Source organism: uncultured Dokdonia sp. (assembly GCF_947492535.1).
Classification (GTDB): Bacteria; Bacteroidota; Bacteroidia; order Flavobacteriales; family Flavobacteriaceae; genus Dokdonia.
Window position 1 is genome coordinate 23,330 of the sequence record NZ_CANLNH010000004.1, and the last position, 14,513, is coordinate 37,842.

A 14,513-nucleotide genomic window follows, 5' to 3' on the forward strand; every position below is an offset into this window, starting at 1 on the left:
TGTTAAGTCAAAGACCCCGCTGAAAAAGCGGGGTTAGTTCAACTAATTATTTTTAATACGTTGCTATGCAACTTTTTAAAATAATGTTTCACTAATAAAAAAACCCGCAGCTAAGGGGATAACTGCGGGTGAAGTGGAACTTTTAGGGGTTCCAAGATGATTACCTAAAACGGCAAATCATCATGATCTTCAGTATTCAGGTTGCTAGCAGGTTCAAAAGCATCTGCTGGTGGTACTGGTGGCATGTCTGGAGCTCCTTGTGGTGCTGCAGCTTGTAAATTTTCTATACGCCACCCCTGTATACTATTAAAATATTTTGTTTCGCCTTGTGGATTTACCCACTCGCGACCTCTCAAATTGATGCTAATTTTTACATTTTGCCCAACTTGATAGTTATTAAGCAAATCTGTTTTGTCTTGAACAAATTCCACCATAATGTGCTGTGGATATTGCTCTTCTGTTGTTACAACGATTTCACGTTTTCTGAATCCATTACTACCGAAGGTTTGTGTTTCTCCGATCATTTTTACTTTTCCTTGTACTTCCATCTCTCAAATAAGAATTATAGGGTGTAAATGTAGCTAAAAATTAAAGCTTTGCAAGAAGAACTTTCCACGCGTTATTCACATTTTGTTCAACGAGATACTCCTTTGCTTTTATATGAAGCTTTTTTAGGTCTCCCATTTGGACTAATTTAAGTATTTCTGGGGTCTCATCAACAAAATCTGAAATCTCTTCTGGTGTAGGAAGTTGTTCTACATTACCTAACATTCCGAGGTCATTTCCTGTAAGTACAGTACTTAATCTAATAGATTCAGGAATTTGATCTATTCCTATTCCTAATTTTGCAATAGGTTTAGGAACTTCAAACAGTCCTTTGTTAGCACGGCTATACCAATTACCACCCATACGGGCTACTTGGTCTATTTTTAACGGATCGATAGAGCCATTAGTATCTAAAACGTCATCTTTTATATGTATTTTAACAATTTCGCATATCACAAGATTTCCTGCGCCGCCTTCTGTGCCTAGTGGCTTTACTTCAATTACCTTGCATTCAAACTGCACGGGAGACTCTGCTACACGAGGAGGTTGTATTGTTTCTGAAGCAAGTTCAGTAAGTCCTGCTTTTGCAAACTCATTTACACCTTTTGGGTATGTTGTACTTGCTAAACTCATTTGTTGCACCATCGCATAGTCTACAATATTTATCGTAGTTTCAGGAACTTCTAATACATTGTCTAAGGTGTTTTTAGTGCTATTGTCACGACCGCTTCTAGAAGGAGAAAATACTAAAATAGGCGGATTTGCACCAAAAACATTAAAAAAACTAAAAGGCGCAAGATTTACATTTCCTTGTGTATCTATAGTGCTTGCAAAAGCAATAGGACGCGGTCCTACGGCTCCTGTAAGGTGTCCAAATAGTTTAGAAATTGGGAGGTCTTTCGGATTTATCGTTTGCATATAAAACGTTTTTTTCAAAGGTAGGAAAAGAGGAAACGCTATCATAAAACGAGGTATACTATAACTTAAATTCTTTCGTTTGTTGAGATGAAGAGAAGTTTTTCCTTTTTCAAGGTGTATTTTTACGACTTTAATTCTATATTTAATGAAAGTACTTTCAAATGAATTTTAGCCCAAAGCCTCAATATGCGAAGTGGTTTATGATCATATCTTCTTTAGTAATTACCACACTCATCTTGTGGAATGTACTCTTGTTTTTTGAACAATTGAAAGAATCTGAGCGTAACAAAATGGAAGTTTATGCTGCTGCTCAAAAAGCACTTGCTGAAACTTCAGATATTTTACCTAGAGGAAAACAAGCAAAACAACTAAGTGAATCATTGAGTAATTTATATTTATTAATCCTTTCTGAGAATAAAACCATACCCACACTTATATATGGTCTAGAAGAACAAACCTATGATGCTATTAATATTTCCAATAGCGATAAATTATCTCAAGCAGAGTTAGCACAACTCGCAAAAGAGTATGCAACCGCAAATGAACCTATAGATATTGTATGGGATGGTATAGCTATACAAACTATTTATTACGGAAATTCATCTACTATAGATCAGCTTAAATACTTTCCCGTTGCACTTCTTCTTATTGTTATATTATTTATTGCTATTATTTATTTTTATTACTTAACCTCAAAATCTTCTGCGCAAAATTTGCTTTGGGCAGGCATGGCAAAAGAAACAGCACATCAAATAGGAACACCACTTTCTTCTTTGGTTGGATGGACAGAAATTTTAAAGACAGAAGATGTCAATCCAGATTATATTAAAGAAATGGTCAAAGATATAGACCGATTGGAAACGATTACAGATCGTTTTAGTAAAATAGGTTCTGTACCAGATTTGGAAGAAGTTGATATTATACAAGAAACCAAAGTTACTTTTGATTATCTAGAAGATCGAAGTTCTAAGCTTATTAAATTTTCTATAGACCTTCCAGAGGGAGAACTTCCTGTAAAGCTCAATAAACAGTTATATGGTTGGACGATTGAAAACATGTTTAAGAATGCCATTGATGCGATGAAAGGAAAAGGAGATTTGTCTGTGGTGATTACTCGAGATGCTAATTATGCTAAAGTGCTGATTTCAGATACGGGGAAAGGAATTCCTAAAAATAAATTTAATAGCATTTTTGAACCCGGTTTTACAACCAAAAAACGTGGATGGGGATTAGGATTATCTCTAGCGAGAAGAATAGTAGAAGAGTATCATGATGGTAAGATAGGGGTTCTTAAAAGTGAAATAGACAAGGGTACTACAATGCAAATTCAACTAAAACTTGTACATGATGCCTGAGTATATAAAGAATATCAAGAAGACATTACTATCAGATAATTGGGCAACACTGCATAAAGTTACGTTTGATTACAGAGATTCTAAAGGAAATTGGGAGCCTCAAGTGCGTGAAGTATATGATAGAGGTAATGGGGCTGCGGTATTATTATATAACAAAGCATCTAAGACTGTTATTTTAACAGAACAATTCAGGATGCCTACCTATTTTAATGGAAATGATAGTGGGATGCTTATTGAAGTATGTGCAGGCTTACTAGATGATTATGATCCAGAAACGGCTATAAAAAAAGAAATAGAAGAAGAGACGGGATACCATCTCTCTGATGTAGAGAAAGTCATGGATTTATATATGTCTCCGGGCTCTGTGACAGAAACCGTTCATTTGTTTATTGCAGGGTATACTGTAAAAGACAAGCTAAGTGAGGGTGGTGGCGTTGCTACAGAAAATGAAGATATTTTGGTGCATGAGTACGCTTTCGCGAAAGCGTATACTATGATACAAACAGGAGAAATTAAAGATGCAAAGACAGTGATTTTATTACAGTACTTACAATTGCAGGGAATCTTATCCTAAATGTACTTTGATATCCTCTATTAGTTTTGTAAAATCTTCAGAAGTAAATGATGCCTTATTTACAAAACGTGCATCTTCCATCGTTTGAAGCGGAATTAAATGTACATGAACATGCGGAACCTCTAGTCCAATCACACTGACACCAATACGTTGACAAGGCACTGCTTTTTCTAACGCAATAGCTATGTTTCTAGAAAAAGACATTAGATCTAAATAGTCTTTTTCAGAAAGATCAAAAATACGATCTACTTCTTTTTTAGGAATACAGAGTGTATGTCCTTTAGTATTAGGGTTTATATCTAATATTGCAATATGACGATCATCTTCATGAATTATATGTCCAGGAATCTCGCGATTGATGATTTTTGTAAAAATACTTGCCATTATTTTAGTCTCTAGTAATTTCTATAATATCAAATTTCATAGCCCCTTTCGGCACTTGAATTTCAGCGACATCTCCTACTTGTTTTCCTAAGAGTCCTTTTCCAATAGGAGAATCTACAGAGATTTTTCCCGTTTTTATGTCGGCTTCATTTTGAGCAACAAGTTTATAAGTCATTTCCATTCCGTTGATTTGATTTTTAATCTTAACGGTAGAGTGTACTAAAACTTTACTTGTGTCTAGTTGAGATTCATCTATAATACGTGCATTAGATGCAAGTTCTTCCATTTGCGAGATACGCATTTCTAGCATTCCTTGTGCTTCTTTGGCAGCGTCATATTCGGCATTTTCACTTAAATCCCCTTTGTCTCTAGCTTCAGCGATAGCTTGAGAAGCTTTAGGACGTTCTACATCTCGTAAGTGATTAAGTTCGTCTTTAAGTTTTTGTAAACCTTCGGCAGTGTAATAATTTACTTTACCCATATTCTGTATTTTTAATGCCTTTTTAGATAGGCGTCATTGTATTGCACTCATCTTGATTTTTTCTTTTACCTACGAAACATACATTTTTCACCCTAATTTCAGAATTTATTGCTTCCGTAGCTTTGGCTATGTAATTAATAAATTACTTCATTACGGCAAAAAAGCCATATTTCTCTGTTCCAAACAAAAAGTCAAGATGAGTTTATTATATAAGAATTCCCGACAGGCCGGGAATAAAAAAATCCCACTTTCACGGGACATGTATTACGAATATACGAAATATTTTACTGGGTACGTCGTTTTGTAGTAAATTGCAAACTTTACTGGGTATGCTTTCGCGAAAGCGTACATAACTTTAATAAATACTTATAAAATACTTACATGCGTACTACCTTACTTTTTAGCTGTATCCTTTTGATGTTAGCAGGATGTTCTTCAGATGATAACAGACGTTCTAATAATCCTTTTATCGTAAATATTGGTTTTTCAATCCAATTAGGAAATATAGATGCGTTAGATTTACAAATTCCTAGTAATCCTGTGTATGTTCCTAATGGGGGTGTGCGAGGTATTTTTGTGATTAATACGGGAAGTGGTTTACTTGCGTGGGAAGCATCAGACCCGAATCATAGTCCTAATGAGTGCTCTACAATGGTGATAGATGGAATTGAGGTTGTATGCCAATGTGATGATGCACATACTTATAATCTTTTTACAGGTCAAGCATCGGGAGAGGTATTAGATTTTGCGATGATTCCTTATCGCGTAGAACAGAGCGGAGATGTGATTATCGTTTCTAATTAACTTTATGTCTTCTATATAAAACAGAAAAACCTGCTTAATAGCAGGTTTTTCTGTTTTTAAAATTTAATTAAAACCTCAACGTAGTTCCAATTAAAAAGTTAGTTCCTGCTTGCGGGTAAAAGCCTGCGCCTTCAACCGTTGTGATTTCTCCAGGTACGCTAAAATCATCATCAAATGTAAAGAAGAATCCATTAGAGATGAATTGCTCATCAAACACATTATTAACCAATAGATTTAAGGTGATTCCTTTAAAGAAGGCAACTTCACCTAATTCATAAGTTACATTAAAATCGTTTACAAAGTAACTATCTAATAACGAAGTAGGACTATCTATATTTCCTAAGTATTGCTCTCCTACAAATTTTGATAAGAATTGTAGCGTAAGTCCTTTTACAGGGACATATTGAAGTGTATTACCAGCTACTACATCAGGAGAGAAAGAGATGTTTGTGTCTCCAAGATTCTGTAATACACCATCTCTTTGAAATAAGAAATCTTTATTCTTATTGGTACTTAAAGCAAGATTTGGATAGACACTTAATTTTGGAGTTAGTTGTACAGCTGCCTCTATTTCTACACCAGCTCTATAGCTCTGACCACTGTTGGTACGTATAGGTGCTCCTACATCATCAATACCAGAAACAACGAGTTGATCACGGAAGTCTAGATAGTATCCGTTTATGTTTAATTTTACTTTATTGGTATTATATCTCCATCCTAATTCAAAATCATTAAGACGTTCTGGTCTTGGCGCGCCATTTTCAAAATCAGTACGGTTAGGCTCACGATTTGCTCTCGCATAACTTCCGTAAAATTGATTTTTGTTATCAAGTTTATACGTAACCCCAGCTTTAGGGTTGAAAAAGCTATACGATTCGTCTACAATAAATTCTTGTACATCAGAATTAATCCCGTCTGTTTCGTAGTTGATAAATCTTCCTTGAAGATCTCCATATACGCTCCACTGATTGTTTACTTTGTAGGTAGCTTTCGCGAAAGCGGAAAATTCCCCCTTATCGCCTGTTCCAAAATAATAGTTATCTCCTATTTCTGAGTCGCCTGCAAAACGCGCCCAAATCACTTCGCCGAAATGATCTCCAGTATACTGACTCCAGTATAACCCTGATGTAAAATCCCACTGTGTGTCTTTATAATTTACATTGGCATTTACCACATAAAAATCATTGTCTAACCAGCGACGACGAATAATATCTGAGGTTTCAATAGTCTCACCCCCAATTGTAATAGGAGAGATGCCATAAAACCCAAGATCGTCATCTTCTTCATATTCCTCAAAGAAACCACGCCCATAGGTATAGTTAAAACTTAGGTTGGTGCTCCAGTTGTTATTATATCGTTGGTTCCAGTGTACTTGGTAGTGATCTTGTCTATAATCGTCTACTTGGTTTTCATGAAATCTGATGTTTCCGTTTTCATCAGTAAATTGACCTGCAGGATTGAATGTTGGGTTGTTTGCTGCCGTTTCTGCATCGACACCAAACCAAGATTGATAGGTTACTTCAGAACCTGCAAAGTTAATTACCTTAATTAAGGTGTTGTCATCTTTATAAGCTGCTTGAAGGAAGTATGATTTTAAATCTGACGATGCGCGATCTATAAATCCATCAGATTTTATTTGTGATAAACGACCTGAGATTTCGATATGATCATTTAAAAGACCTGTGCTGAACTTTACGTTGTGACGTCTTGTGCTAAAAGATCCAAACGAGTGAGATGTACTTCCATAAGCTTCATCAGAAACAGCATCTGTTAGGATGTTTAAACTTGCTCCAAAAGCACCTGGTCCGTTTGTAGAAGTTCCGACACCACGTTGTAACTGTAGATTTTCTACAGATGAGGTAAAGTCTTGAAGGTTTACAAAAAAGCTAGTTGCACTTTCGGCATCATTATAAGGAATTCCGTTGATGGTTACATTGATTCCTTGATTTCCTGTTCCTCGCACTCTAAAACCAGTATATCCTATACCAGCACCTGCATCAGAAGTCGTCACGACATTAGGAAGGAATTTGATTTGTGTAGCAATGTCTTGTCCTAGGTTACGCTCTGCCAATTGTTCTTTGCTCAAGTTGGAGTGGGTAATCGGAGAGTCGGCATTTACACGTACGGCACGTACAAGCACTTCGTCAAGTTTACCATCAAGTCCAAGATTAATATCTAATATGGCATCTTTAGTAACTCTAATAATATGTTCAATTTCTTGATCCATAGCGTTAAAAACAAGTGTATGGGAACCTCTTGTTAATTGGATAGCATACTTACCTTCAAAATCTGTAATTACTCCATTTGTGGTCCCTTTTTGGATCACATTAGCGCCAGGGATTGGTCCATTTAGATCACTTACTGTTCCAGAAATCGTGTAGGTTTGACCGAAACTAATCGCTGTACATAGTACAAAAATAATAGATAGGATTTTTTTCATCCGTAATGTTGGTTTGTTAAGAATAAAAGAGGTAATTATTCTGGTTTTTAAATAGCCAATACCCCATACAAACGTACGGATTTGAAGAGTCGTTTCTCTTGCGAGAAACATCTCGCCGACAAAGTATATGAAAAGAAAGCCAGCGCGCCTGCTCGCTCCTCATAAAATGTCTACTAGACATTTTTTACTCGGCCGTCCCTAAACAGCATTATCTGTTCTAGGTTCAATGGGTATAATCTCAGCTTCAGGATTATTGATTGTTGATTTTGGATTTTAGATTTTAGAAATATTTGTTCTGAAATCATCAATCGTTATTCTCCAATCTCAAATCTGTAAGCACCCCTTTGAGATGATGCAAAAGTACGATGTAAAAAAGAATAAAAGACAAGCGATTCGTAAAAAAATATTCATGTGATTAAAAATCTGGTTTTTTACGACTGGCCTTCTTTTCGGCATGTTGTTTCTTGGATTGTAATCGTTTTACCTTTGAAGCATAGGTAGGTTTTGATTTTTTACGCTTTTTAGGAGGCGTTAAGGCTTCTTCTAAAAGTTCAAAGAATCGTTTGATGACCTGTTCTTTGTTTTTAAATTGACTTCGAGTTTGTCCAGAAGCAAGGATGAGTATTTGCTCTTTGGTAAGACGGTTGTGTAGTTTTTCGCGTAAGCGTATTTTTTGATCTTCAGAAAACGCGTGAGAATCATGTAAAGACCAATATAATTCTATACGTGTACTTGTTTTATTAACGTGTTGCCCTCCTGGACCACTACTTCTAGTAGCTTTAAAGGTGAGTTCGTTACGGAGGAGTTCTTTATCCACAGTGTTTATATTACTTCATCAAATGTGCAGGCTTGAGAAGGTCGTTTACTGTTTTTACAGGATTAAATGTAATAAGAGGAACTTCTACAAAGATGGTATTCCAAAACGCCATAGCACCATTCCATAGTCCTGGGTGTTCTAAGGCTTTTATAGGTTTTTCAGCCACTGTTTTATGCGCAATAAATGCAGCTTTTGTATCTATAAACTTAGTGAGATCATATTTTTCTCCTTTGTAGTTTCTGATACCACATACAAGATCTACTGGGTTGAAATGTGTCGCTTTTGTAACAATACTTTGCTGATGCGGATTATCAGGATCTATTTGAACACTTTCTACAATTTGAAGACTAATACGACCACTTTCATGCTTTACCCAAAATGGACCTCCTCCAGGCTCTCCTTCATTTTTTACCATCCCACATACACGTATGGGTTTATCGAGTTGTTCTCTAAGATATTCAATTTGATATTTCTGAGAGAATTTTTCAAAATCTCTTGCTAGTTTTAAACTAAACTCATTTTGTAGGAAATGAACAATCTCTAAAATTTCAGATTCAGAAATTTCATGGTCATCCATTTGTTCTAAATAAGAGAATGCTTGTTGCTGTAGTTTTAAAAGTTTTCCAGCTAGTACTTTTTTATAGTACGCAACTTCCTTTTCATATGTGTGAACAACAACATTATCTATATTTTTTATAAAAACAATATCAGCCTCTTGTTCATTGAGATTTTGAATTAAAGACCCATGACCACCAGGTCTAAATAGCATACAGCCATTTTCTTGTCTAAAAGGATCGTTATTTTCTGTAACTGCAATGGTATCTGTAGCTGGAGATTGAAACGAATAGGTGATATCAAAGCGTGTAGCTGTTTTTTCTTCTATACGTTTTTGAGTTTTAGAAAACTGCTTTTCAAATTTTTGATAATGCTCTTTAGAAATGGTAAAATGTAATCGAGCAGTATCTTTTGTTTTTGCATAGAGTGCTGCTTCAAAAAGGTGTTCTTCAAATGCAGAAGCATTATGAGATTTATATTTATGAAAAGGGAAGAGTCCTTTGGGTTTGTTTCCAAAATTGAGTCCTTCTTCTTCTAACATCATTTTTACAAACCGAATGCGATTTAGATCTACATTGGTTTGGTCTTTTTTTCCGTATACTTTTTTGAGTTTTTTACGAACTCTCTTATAGAAAGGAAAGCTATCAAGGCCTACAAAAAACAGCCGTAAGTCTTGCGCTTTTTTTCTATTAATATAGGCGTTTACTGTTTCTTTAGAAGAGTCATAATCTTCTATAAACTCAAATAAAAACTTAAACATACGTGTTGCAGCACCTGAAGCAGGTATGAATTTGAGTAAGTCTAATGACGCTCTTTGCTTTTCAAAATAAGTGATAAATGTTTCTTCTTCTTCTTTTGTATATGCATAGATTCCGTGACCAATAATCGCAGGATCTCTTAAATCTATATAAGGTAACCCTTGTTTAAACAGTTCAATTTGACTGTATACTTGCTCTTGAGAAATTCCTTTTTTTAAGAGTGTTTCGGTATCTTTTGGCGTAAAATTCAATGTAATAGTAGGTTTATAGTTTTTGTAGCTAGTAGCATACGCTCCTCTACAGAACCTTTTAACAGGATATAGGGTCTGTTATTGTGTTCTAGTGCATTTTTAAAATGATCAAACATTTCTTGCCTTCGTTCAGGGCGATCTCTTAAATCATCTGCATCCCAAGGAGTGTCAATGTAGGTTAAAAGATACAAATCATAGGTGTTTTTTAATGCATATTTTGATAGTAAATTAGGACACCAGCCATCATAATAGGCTTCGCTGTATACTTTTGTGGCGAGTAAATCAGTATCACAGATCACGATAGGAGGCTGTGTGGCTACGGCTTCATTTTCAAGTTGCATTTGTCCAGCGGCAATAGGGAGTAAATCTTTGGGTCTACATATTTTTTGTTCTTCATTCCATAGTTTTTGAAGATATTCTCTAGCATATTCAGGTACTAGGGGAGCATTATAGTGCTGGGATAGCTTTCGCGAAAGCGTACTCTTCCCACTACTCTCTGGACCAAAAAGGCAGATCTTTATGCTATTACTGGGCTGTTGTCTAAGTGTTTCTTCCATGCGATATGGCCTTGAATAGCTATGATTAGTAATATAAGAAATTGAATACCTGTAAAGCCTAGTCCTTTTACAAAATATAAAGGTATAGATATGATGTTTGCAATAATCCAAAGTGACCAATGTTCTAGCTTTTTATTTGCCATCAGCCACATGGCGGCAAAACAAAGACCTGTAGTAATTGTGTCAACATAGTCTGTCCACTTGTCAAATTTATTCTCATAAATATAAATTGCAATAACAAGAAGCGCAGTTGAGGTAAAGATAATTATGGCTTTCCCGATATCTTTTTTAGACATGCGAGAAATAGCTAGAGGCGTTCCATTTTTGATTTTTAACCATGTATACCAACCATAAATACTCATTATGGTATAGTAGATGTTGATAATTACATCACCAAAAAGCTCAAAAATATAACAGATATATACAAAGATTACGGTACTTATTATTCCTAGTGGATATACCAAGATGTTTTCTCGTTTCCCAAACCAAACACCTACCACGCCAAAAATAACAGCAATTATTTCCAGTGTTATATTTAAGACCGTAGCTCCTTCATATGGGGCTAAGAAGTAATCAAAAATCTGCGACATAATTACTGCGATCTGTTTTAACAATTTTCATCTGAAATAATCCTATATCAATACTAGAAAGACTTTCCTTGATTTCTTTAGTAAGCATGTTCATCACAGCATCATACTCTCCATATACTTGTGTGGATAATGGATTTTCTAATACAGTTAAACCAGAGGCTCTTAGTTTTTTGATAAAAGCAGTAATAGGGGGTTCGTAATTGTCTTGTAAAGGCGTAAACGTAAGTTCTACTGATATATTCATGGTATTCCCGTGAAAACGGGAATCCCACCCGATCACACTTAAGTTTTTAGTTAACTATTCTTTTTCTTCAAATACGTGAAACGTAGCTCCCATTCCATAATTGCGAGAACCAGATAAAATAAGATTTGAATTTTCATTATAGGTCTTGTCAAATACTTGCCATTTCTTATTGTTTAAGAAGATACGACGCACATAGGTTTTTTGATTGCTTAATTCATTGGTAAAAGGAAGTAATGGTCTAAAGGCTGTCGATATTTTTTTAACCCCTCGTTTTGTTGGGACTTCTCGGTATTTTTTGGATTGTATAAGTTTGTTTTTATCATCTGCATATCCCAATACTTGTAGCGAAGCAAAGATGCCTCCTTCTGGAATAAAGATTTGCTTGGATTGGATATTTAGTTCAAACACCTTTTCAGCATCTTGATTAATGGCAAAGATGATTTTTTCATGTATCACCGGTTTTCCAGGCAAACCACTATCATTTTCATAAAACTGAATTCTAAAAATGGTAGCAAACTTCCCCTTTCCTCTAGATTTATATTGTGTCTCTGCATTTATAGGAAGCATGAGTTTTGCAATACGTGTAGATTTCCCTTCATAACGATTAAAAAGAACAGCGACTTCACTTTCTACCGTAGGTAACCAAGACGTGTGTATATCTTCATGGGTGATAGATTTTTTCTTTTTGGTTTTATACTTTCCTCGTTTGGGAGCGGTTACAATCACTTCAGAAAGCTGACTCGCTTCTGGTTGTAATGTAATGATCTCAGGAATATCGTTGGTGCTAAACCCTACTTCTTTAAATCCAATAGCCGAAATATGTAACGAATCTATATCGGCATATTTTGCTTTTGGAAAATCAAAGATCCCATCTTCTCCAGCAAAAGTCCCGCGGCCATCTCCAAAAGAAATGGTAGCAAAGGAGACAGGTGTTTTTGTTTCGGCATCTACTACTTGAAATTTTTGCGCATAGGTAGTGAAGGAGATAAGTAGGAGTAAAAGGGCAGTTTGTAGTTTCATACTATAAAAATAGGATTTTCTATGTGATTATCAGGTATTCCAACGATCCTCTTCAAAAGCAGTGCCAATAACGACCATGGTGGCTCCTGCGTCATAGGCATCTTGCATTGCTTTTTGAGAACGGATGCCTCCTCCTACTAGCAGCGGAATGTCGATGGCTTCTCGAACGGCTTTTATAATCGTTGTAGATACAGGATATTGTGCGCCACTTCCTGCTTCTAGATAGATGCATTTTTTACCTAAATATTGCCCGGCAAGTGCGGTGTGTACAATCGTGTCTATCTCTTTTTGAGAGATAGGTAATGTCCCACTTACACGCTGTACAGCCGTTTCTTTTCCGCCGTCTATAAGTATATATCCTGTAGGAATGACTTCCAAATGGCTCTTTTGAATATGAGAAGCCCCTTTTACTTGTTGACCGATTAAGTATTCTGGATTGCGCCCAGAGAGTAATGATAAGAATAAAATACCATCTGCTTCAGAAGTGATTTGCGTATAATCTCCTGGAAATAAAATCACAGGAACTGTGGTGAGTTTTTTTATGATACGTACGACAGCCTCTATGTTTTGTGATGCATCCGTACTACCTCCTACTAAAAAATGGGTGGTTTGGGATGGAACTTTTTCTAAATACGCTTTCGCGAAAGCGTACTCAGCCACAAACTTATCAGGGTCGATAAGAATGGCTAACAATTGTTTTTTTTGTAATTGGGCAGTATGTATATCTTGGTACAGATTCATCTACGGCGAAAATACGGAATAAGCTTCATACAGATTTGAGTTGTCTTAATGAAATAATGATCTCATTACATCACATTTGTTTCTGATATACATATAGATTTATAGAAGTATAATTTATAAAGGGAAACCATATTGCCAGACTCAGCACATATACTATACTATTAGAATATCATAGTGAGGCAACCTTTTACTAATTATTTACGTCTTTATAGTATATACATCGTATAAAACTGAAACATGAAAAAAATTATCCTAATACTCTTTTCTGGTTTATTTCTAATAGTAATTGTTCTAGCTGTTATGAATTGGACAACAATAAAAACCCTATTCATATTAAATAAAGGAACTGTTGAGCAGAAAGAATATAATATCCAAATACCATTTGAGTATAAATTAGGCTTGATATTTATAGATGTTAAAATAGATGGGAGTACTTATAAATTTATGCTAGATAGTGGTTCGTCCAATGTGATTTCTAAAGATTTAGCTGAAAAATTAAATTTACAGAGTGCAAACAAAAATAATGTGGAAGATAGTAAAGGAGTATCTTCAGATTTTGATTTTACTGTCATTGAAAAAATAGGTATTGGTCAGTTAAATTATTTGGATACTGGAGCTGCAATTATAGATTTAGATGAATCTGATGATATTGCTTGTTTGAACATAGATGGATTAATTGGTGCTAATTTGATGAAGAAGTCAATCTGGAAAATTGATTATACAACTAAAATGATACAAATATCAAACGACATTAATTCTTTTGAAGTTCCAGATGGGAATAAAAAAATCCCAATGTTTACAGAACTTACAGGAAGTCCAATTGTAGATTTGCTTGTTGATAAAACAGAAGAAAAGAACGTAATTGTAGACTTAGGTTCTAATGCAGGTTTTTCATTATCAATGGATACGTATAACGCTCTCGTAAACGATAATCCCGCTATGGTAAAAAGATCTAGTTACGGTCTGTCGTCTTCTGCTCTGAATGGGAATAATTTTATTACAACTACATTTCATGAAGTTTTGACAAATACTATTTCTTTTGGAGAAGTTTCACTCAAAGACACACATGTAAAATTCTCTGAGGATGATAAGGTAAGTACTATCGGTTCTGAGTTTCTTGAGAATTATGATGTAATTATAAACTGGCCTGATTATGAAATCATTCTTATCAAGAAAAAAGAATCTAGTACGTTAGAAACTTCATCCTATGGATTCGGTTATAGATATAGTAATAATAATATTGTGATCGATAAATTATTGAATAACTCAAAGGCAGAAAAAGAGGGCTTAAAGATTAATGATAGAATCATTAGGATAAATAATACTTTTTTTGATAAAGTCTTAGTATCAGAGTGGTGTCATATATTACAAAATGGTTTGTTTGATGAAAACAGTGATACTATTGAATTAGTAATCTTACGAGGAGATAAAGAATTAACATTTAATTTGACTAAAGAAGTTTTGTTTTGAAATTTCAA

Annotated in this window: 16 protein-coding genes; 4 read left to right on the forward strand and 12 right to left on the reverse strand. The window is 35.0% G+C overall.

Annotation, left to right across the window (positions count from 1 at the left end; all coding sequences use genetic code 11):
* Nucleotides 1-164: 164 nt before the first annotated feature.
* Nucleotides 165-548 carry a DUF3127 domain-containing protein gene (locus Q1A60_RS06470; protein ID WP_299764332.1) on the reverse strand — a complete coding sequence of 128 codons (384 nt, stop codon included), beginning with the start codon at nucleotides 546-548 and terminating at the stop codon, nucleotides 165-167.
* Between the two features lie 40 nt (nucleotides 549-588).
* Nucleotides 589-1,464, reverse strand: coding sequence for a flavin reductase family protein (locus tag Q1A60_RS06475; protein WP_299764330.1), 876 nt, complete (start codon nucleotides 1,462-1,464; stop codon nucleotides 589-591).
* Nucleotides 1,465-1,625: 161 nt separating this feature from the next.
* Here Q1A60_RS06475 and Q1A60_RS06480 point away from each other — a divergent pair, with 161 nt between their 5' ends.
* Nucleotides 1,626-2,819 carry a HAMP domain-containing sensor histidine kinase gene (locus Q1A60_RS06480; protein ID WP_299764328.1) on the forward strand — a complete coding sequence of 398 codons (1,194 nt, stop codon included), beginning with the start codon at nucleotides 1,626-1,628 and terminating at the stop codon, nucleotides 2,817-2,819.
* On the forward strand, nucleotides 2,809-3,393 hold the full coding sequence (locus Q1A60_RS06485) for an NUDIX domain-containing protein (protein WP_299764326.1): 585 nt from the start codon (nucleotides 2,809-2,811) through the stop codon (nucleotides 3,391-3,393). The genes Q1A60_RS06480 and Q1A60_RS06485 overlap by 11 nt, the downstream gene beginning before the upstream one ends.
* Here Q1A60_RS06485 and Q1A60_RS06490 read toward each other — a convergent pair.
* The gene (locus Q1A60_RS06490) at nucleotides 3,385-3,777 is read right to left on the reverse strand and encodes an HIT family protein (protein ID WP_299764325.1); all 393 of its coding nucleotides are present in this window, start codon (nucleotides 3,775-3,777) and stop codon (nucleotides 3,385-3,387) included. The two genes, Q1A60_RS06485 and Q1A60_RS06490, sit on opposite strands and share 9 nt — an antisense overlap.
* A gap of 4 nt (nucleotides 3,778-3,781) precedes the next feature.
* The gene (gene greA / locus Q1A60_RS06495) at nucleotides 3,782-4,258 is read right to left on the reverse strand and encodes a transcription elongation factor GreA (protein ID WP_299764323.1); all 477 of its coding nucleotides are present in this window, start codon (nucleotides 4,256-4,258) and stop codon (nucleotides 3,782-3,784) included.
* 381 nt (nucleotides 4,259-4,639) lie between these two features.
* Between greA and Q1A60_RS06500 the strand changes: the two genes are divergently transcribed.
* Complete coding sequence (locus tag Q1A60_RS06500; protein WP_299764320.1) at nucleotides 4,640-5,062, forward strand: hypothetical protein; 423 nt, start codon at nucleotides 4,640-4,642, stop codon at nucleotides 5,060-5,062.
* A gap of 67 nt (nucleotides 5,063-5,129) precedes the next feature.
* Here the strand turns inward: Q1A60_RS06500 and Q1A60_RS06505 are convergent, their stop codons facing one another.
* The 8 genes from Q1A60_RS06505 to Q1A60_RS06540 form a co-directional block, all read right to left on the reverse strand.
* Nucleotides 5,130-7,502: a TonB-dependent receptor gene (locus Q1A60_RS06505; protein WP_299764318.1), complete on the reverse strand. Its 2,373-nt coding sequence runs from the start codon at nucleotides 7,500-7,502 to the stop codon at nucleotides 5,130-5,132.
* A 415-nt stretch (nucleotides 7,503-7,917) separates the two neighbouring features.
* Nucleotides 7,918-8,319, reverse strand: coding sequence for an alternative ribosome rescue aminoacyl-tRNA hydrolase ArfB (gene arfB, locus Q1A60_RS06510; protein ID WP_299764316.1), 402 nt, complete (start codon nucleotides 8,317-8,319; stop codon nucleotides 7,918-7,920).
* Between the two features lie 10 nt (nucleotides 8,320-8,329).
* On the reverse strand, nucleotides 8,330-9,883 hold the full coding sequence (locus Q1A60_RS06515; RefSeq protein ID WP_299764314.1) for a DUF4301 family protein: 1,554 nt from the start codon (nucleotides 9,881-9,883) through the stop codon (nucleotides 8,330-8,332).
* Nucleotides 9,880-10,440: an ATP-binding protein gene (locus Q1A60_RS06520; protein ID WP_299764312.1), complete on the reverse strand. Its 561-nt coding sequence runs from the start codon at nucleotides 10,438-10,440 to the stop codon at nucleotides 9,880-9,882. Before Q1A60_RS06520 ends, Q1A60_RS06515 begins: the two co-directional genes overlap by 4 nt.
* Nucleotides 10,401-11,030 (reverse strand): nicotinamide riboside transporter PnuC, encoded by a 630-nt coding sequence (pnuC, locus tag Q1A60_RS06525; RefSeq protein WP_299764310.1) that lies wholly within the window; start codon nucleotides 11,028-11,030, stop codon nucleotides 10,401-10,403. The genes Q1A60_RS06520 and pnuC overlap by 40 nt, the downstream gene beginning before the upstream one ends.
* Nucleotides 11,014-11,274: a hypothetical protein gene (locus tag Q1A60_RS06530; protein WP_299764308.1), complete on the reverse strand. Its 261-nt coding sequence runs from the start codon at nucleotides 11,272-11,274 to the stop codon at nucleotides 11,014-11,016. The genes pnuC and Q1A60_RS06530 overlap by 17 nt, the downstream gene beginning before the upstream one ends.
* 54 nt (nucleotides 11,275-11,328) lie before the next feature.
* Nucleotides 11,329-12,294 carry a carboxypeptidase-like regulatory domain-containing protein gene (locus Q1A60_RS06535; RefSeq protein WP_299764306.1) on the reverse strand — a complete coding sequence of 322 codons (966 nt, stop codon included), beginning with the start codon at nucleotides 12,292-12,294 and terminating at the stop codon, nucleotides 11,329-11,331.
* Nucleotides 12,295-12,324: 30 nt separating this feature from the next.
* Nucleotides 12,325-13,035: a geranylgeranylglyceryl/heptaprenylglyceryl phosphate synthase gene (locus tag Q1A60_RS06540; protein ID WP_299764304.1), complete on the reverse strand. Its 711-nt coding sequence runs from the start codon at nucleotides 13,033-13,035 to the stop codon at nucleotides 12,325-12,327.
* Between the two features lie 300 nt (nucleotides 13,036-13,335).
* Between Q1A60_RS06540 and Q1A60_RS06545 the strand changes: the two genes are divergently transcribed.
* Complete coding sequence (locus tag Q1A60_RS06545) at nucleotides 13,336-14,505, forward strand: aspartyl protease family protein (protein ID WP_299764302.1); 1,170 nt, start codon at nucleotides 13,336-13,338, stop codon at nucleotides 14,503-14,505.
* Nucleotides 14,506-14,513 lie beyond the last annotated feature (8 nt).

What these genes read in the sequence shown, in the direction of transcription:
- Q1A60_RS06470 (WP_299764332.1), bottom strand. Translation starts at nt 548, where the DNA reads ATGGAAGTACAAGGAAAAGTAAAAATGATCGGAGAAACACAAACCTTC.
- Q1A60_RS06475 (WP_299764330.1), bottom strand. Translation starts at nt 1,464, where the DNA reads ATGCAAACGATAAATCCGAAAGACCTCCCAATTTCTAAACTATTTGGA.
- Q1A60_RS06480 (WP_299764328.1), top strand. Translation starts at nt 1,626, where the DNA reads ATGAATTTTAGCCCAAAGCCTCAATATGCGAAGTGGTTTATGATCATA.
- Q1A60_RS06485 (WP_299764326.1), top strand. Translation starts at nt 2,809, where the DNA reads ATGATGCCTGAGTATATAAAGAATATCAAGAAGACATTACTATCAGAT.
- Q1A60_RS06490 (WP_299764325.1), bottom strand. Translation starts at nt 3,777, where the DNA reads ATGGCAAGTATTTTTACAAAAATCATCAATCGCGAGATTCCTGGACAT.
- greA (WP_299764323.1), bottom strand. Translation starts at nt 4,258, where the DNA reads ATGGGTAAAGTAAATTATTACACTGCCGAAGGTTTACAAAAACTTAAA.
- Q1A60_RS06500 (WP_299764320.1), top strand. Translation starts at nt 4,640, where the DNA reads ATGCGTACTACCTTACTTTTTAGCTGTATCCTTTTGATGTTAGCAGGA.
- Q1A60_RS06505 (WP_299764318.1), bottom strand. Translation starts at nt 7,502, where the DNA reads ATGAAAAAAATCCTATCTATTATTTTTGTACTATGTACAGCGATTAGT.
- Q1A60_RS06520 (WP_299764312.1), bottom strand. Translation starts at nt 10,440, where the DNA reads ATGGAAGAAACACTTAGACAACAGCCCAGTAATAGCATAAAGATCTGC.
- pnuC (WP_299764310.1), bottom strand. Translation starts at nt 11,030, where the DNA reads ATGTCGCAGATTTTTGATTACTTCTTAGCCCCATATGAAGGAGCTACG.
- Q1A60_RS06530 (WP_299764308.1), bottom strand. Translation starts at nt 11,274, where the DNA reads ATGAATATATCAGTAGAACTTACGTTTACGCCTTTACAAGACAATTAC.
- Q1A60_RS06535 (WP_299764306.1), bottom strand. Translation starts at nt 12,294, where the DNA reads ATGAAACTACAAACTGCCCTTTTACTCCTACTTATCTCCTTCACTACC.
- Q1A60_RS06540 (WP_299764304.1), bottom strand. Translation starts at nt 13,035, where the DNA reads ATGAATCTGTACCAAGATATACATACTGCCCAATTACAAAAAAAACAA.
- Q1A60_RS06545 (WP_299764302.1), top strand. Translation starts at nt 13,336, where the DNA reads ATGAATTGGACAACAATAAAAACCCTATTCATATTAAATAAAGGAACT.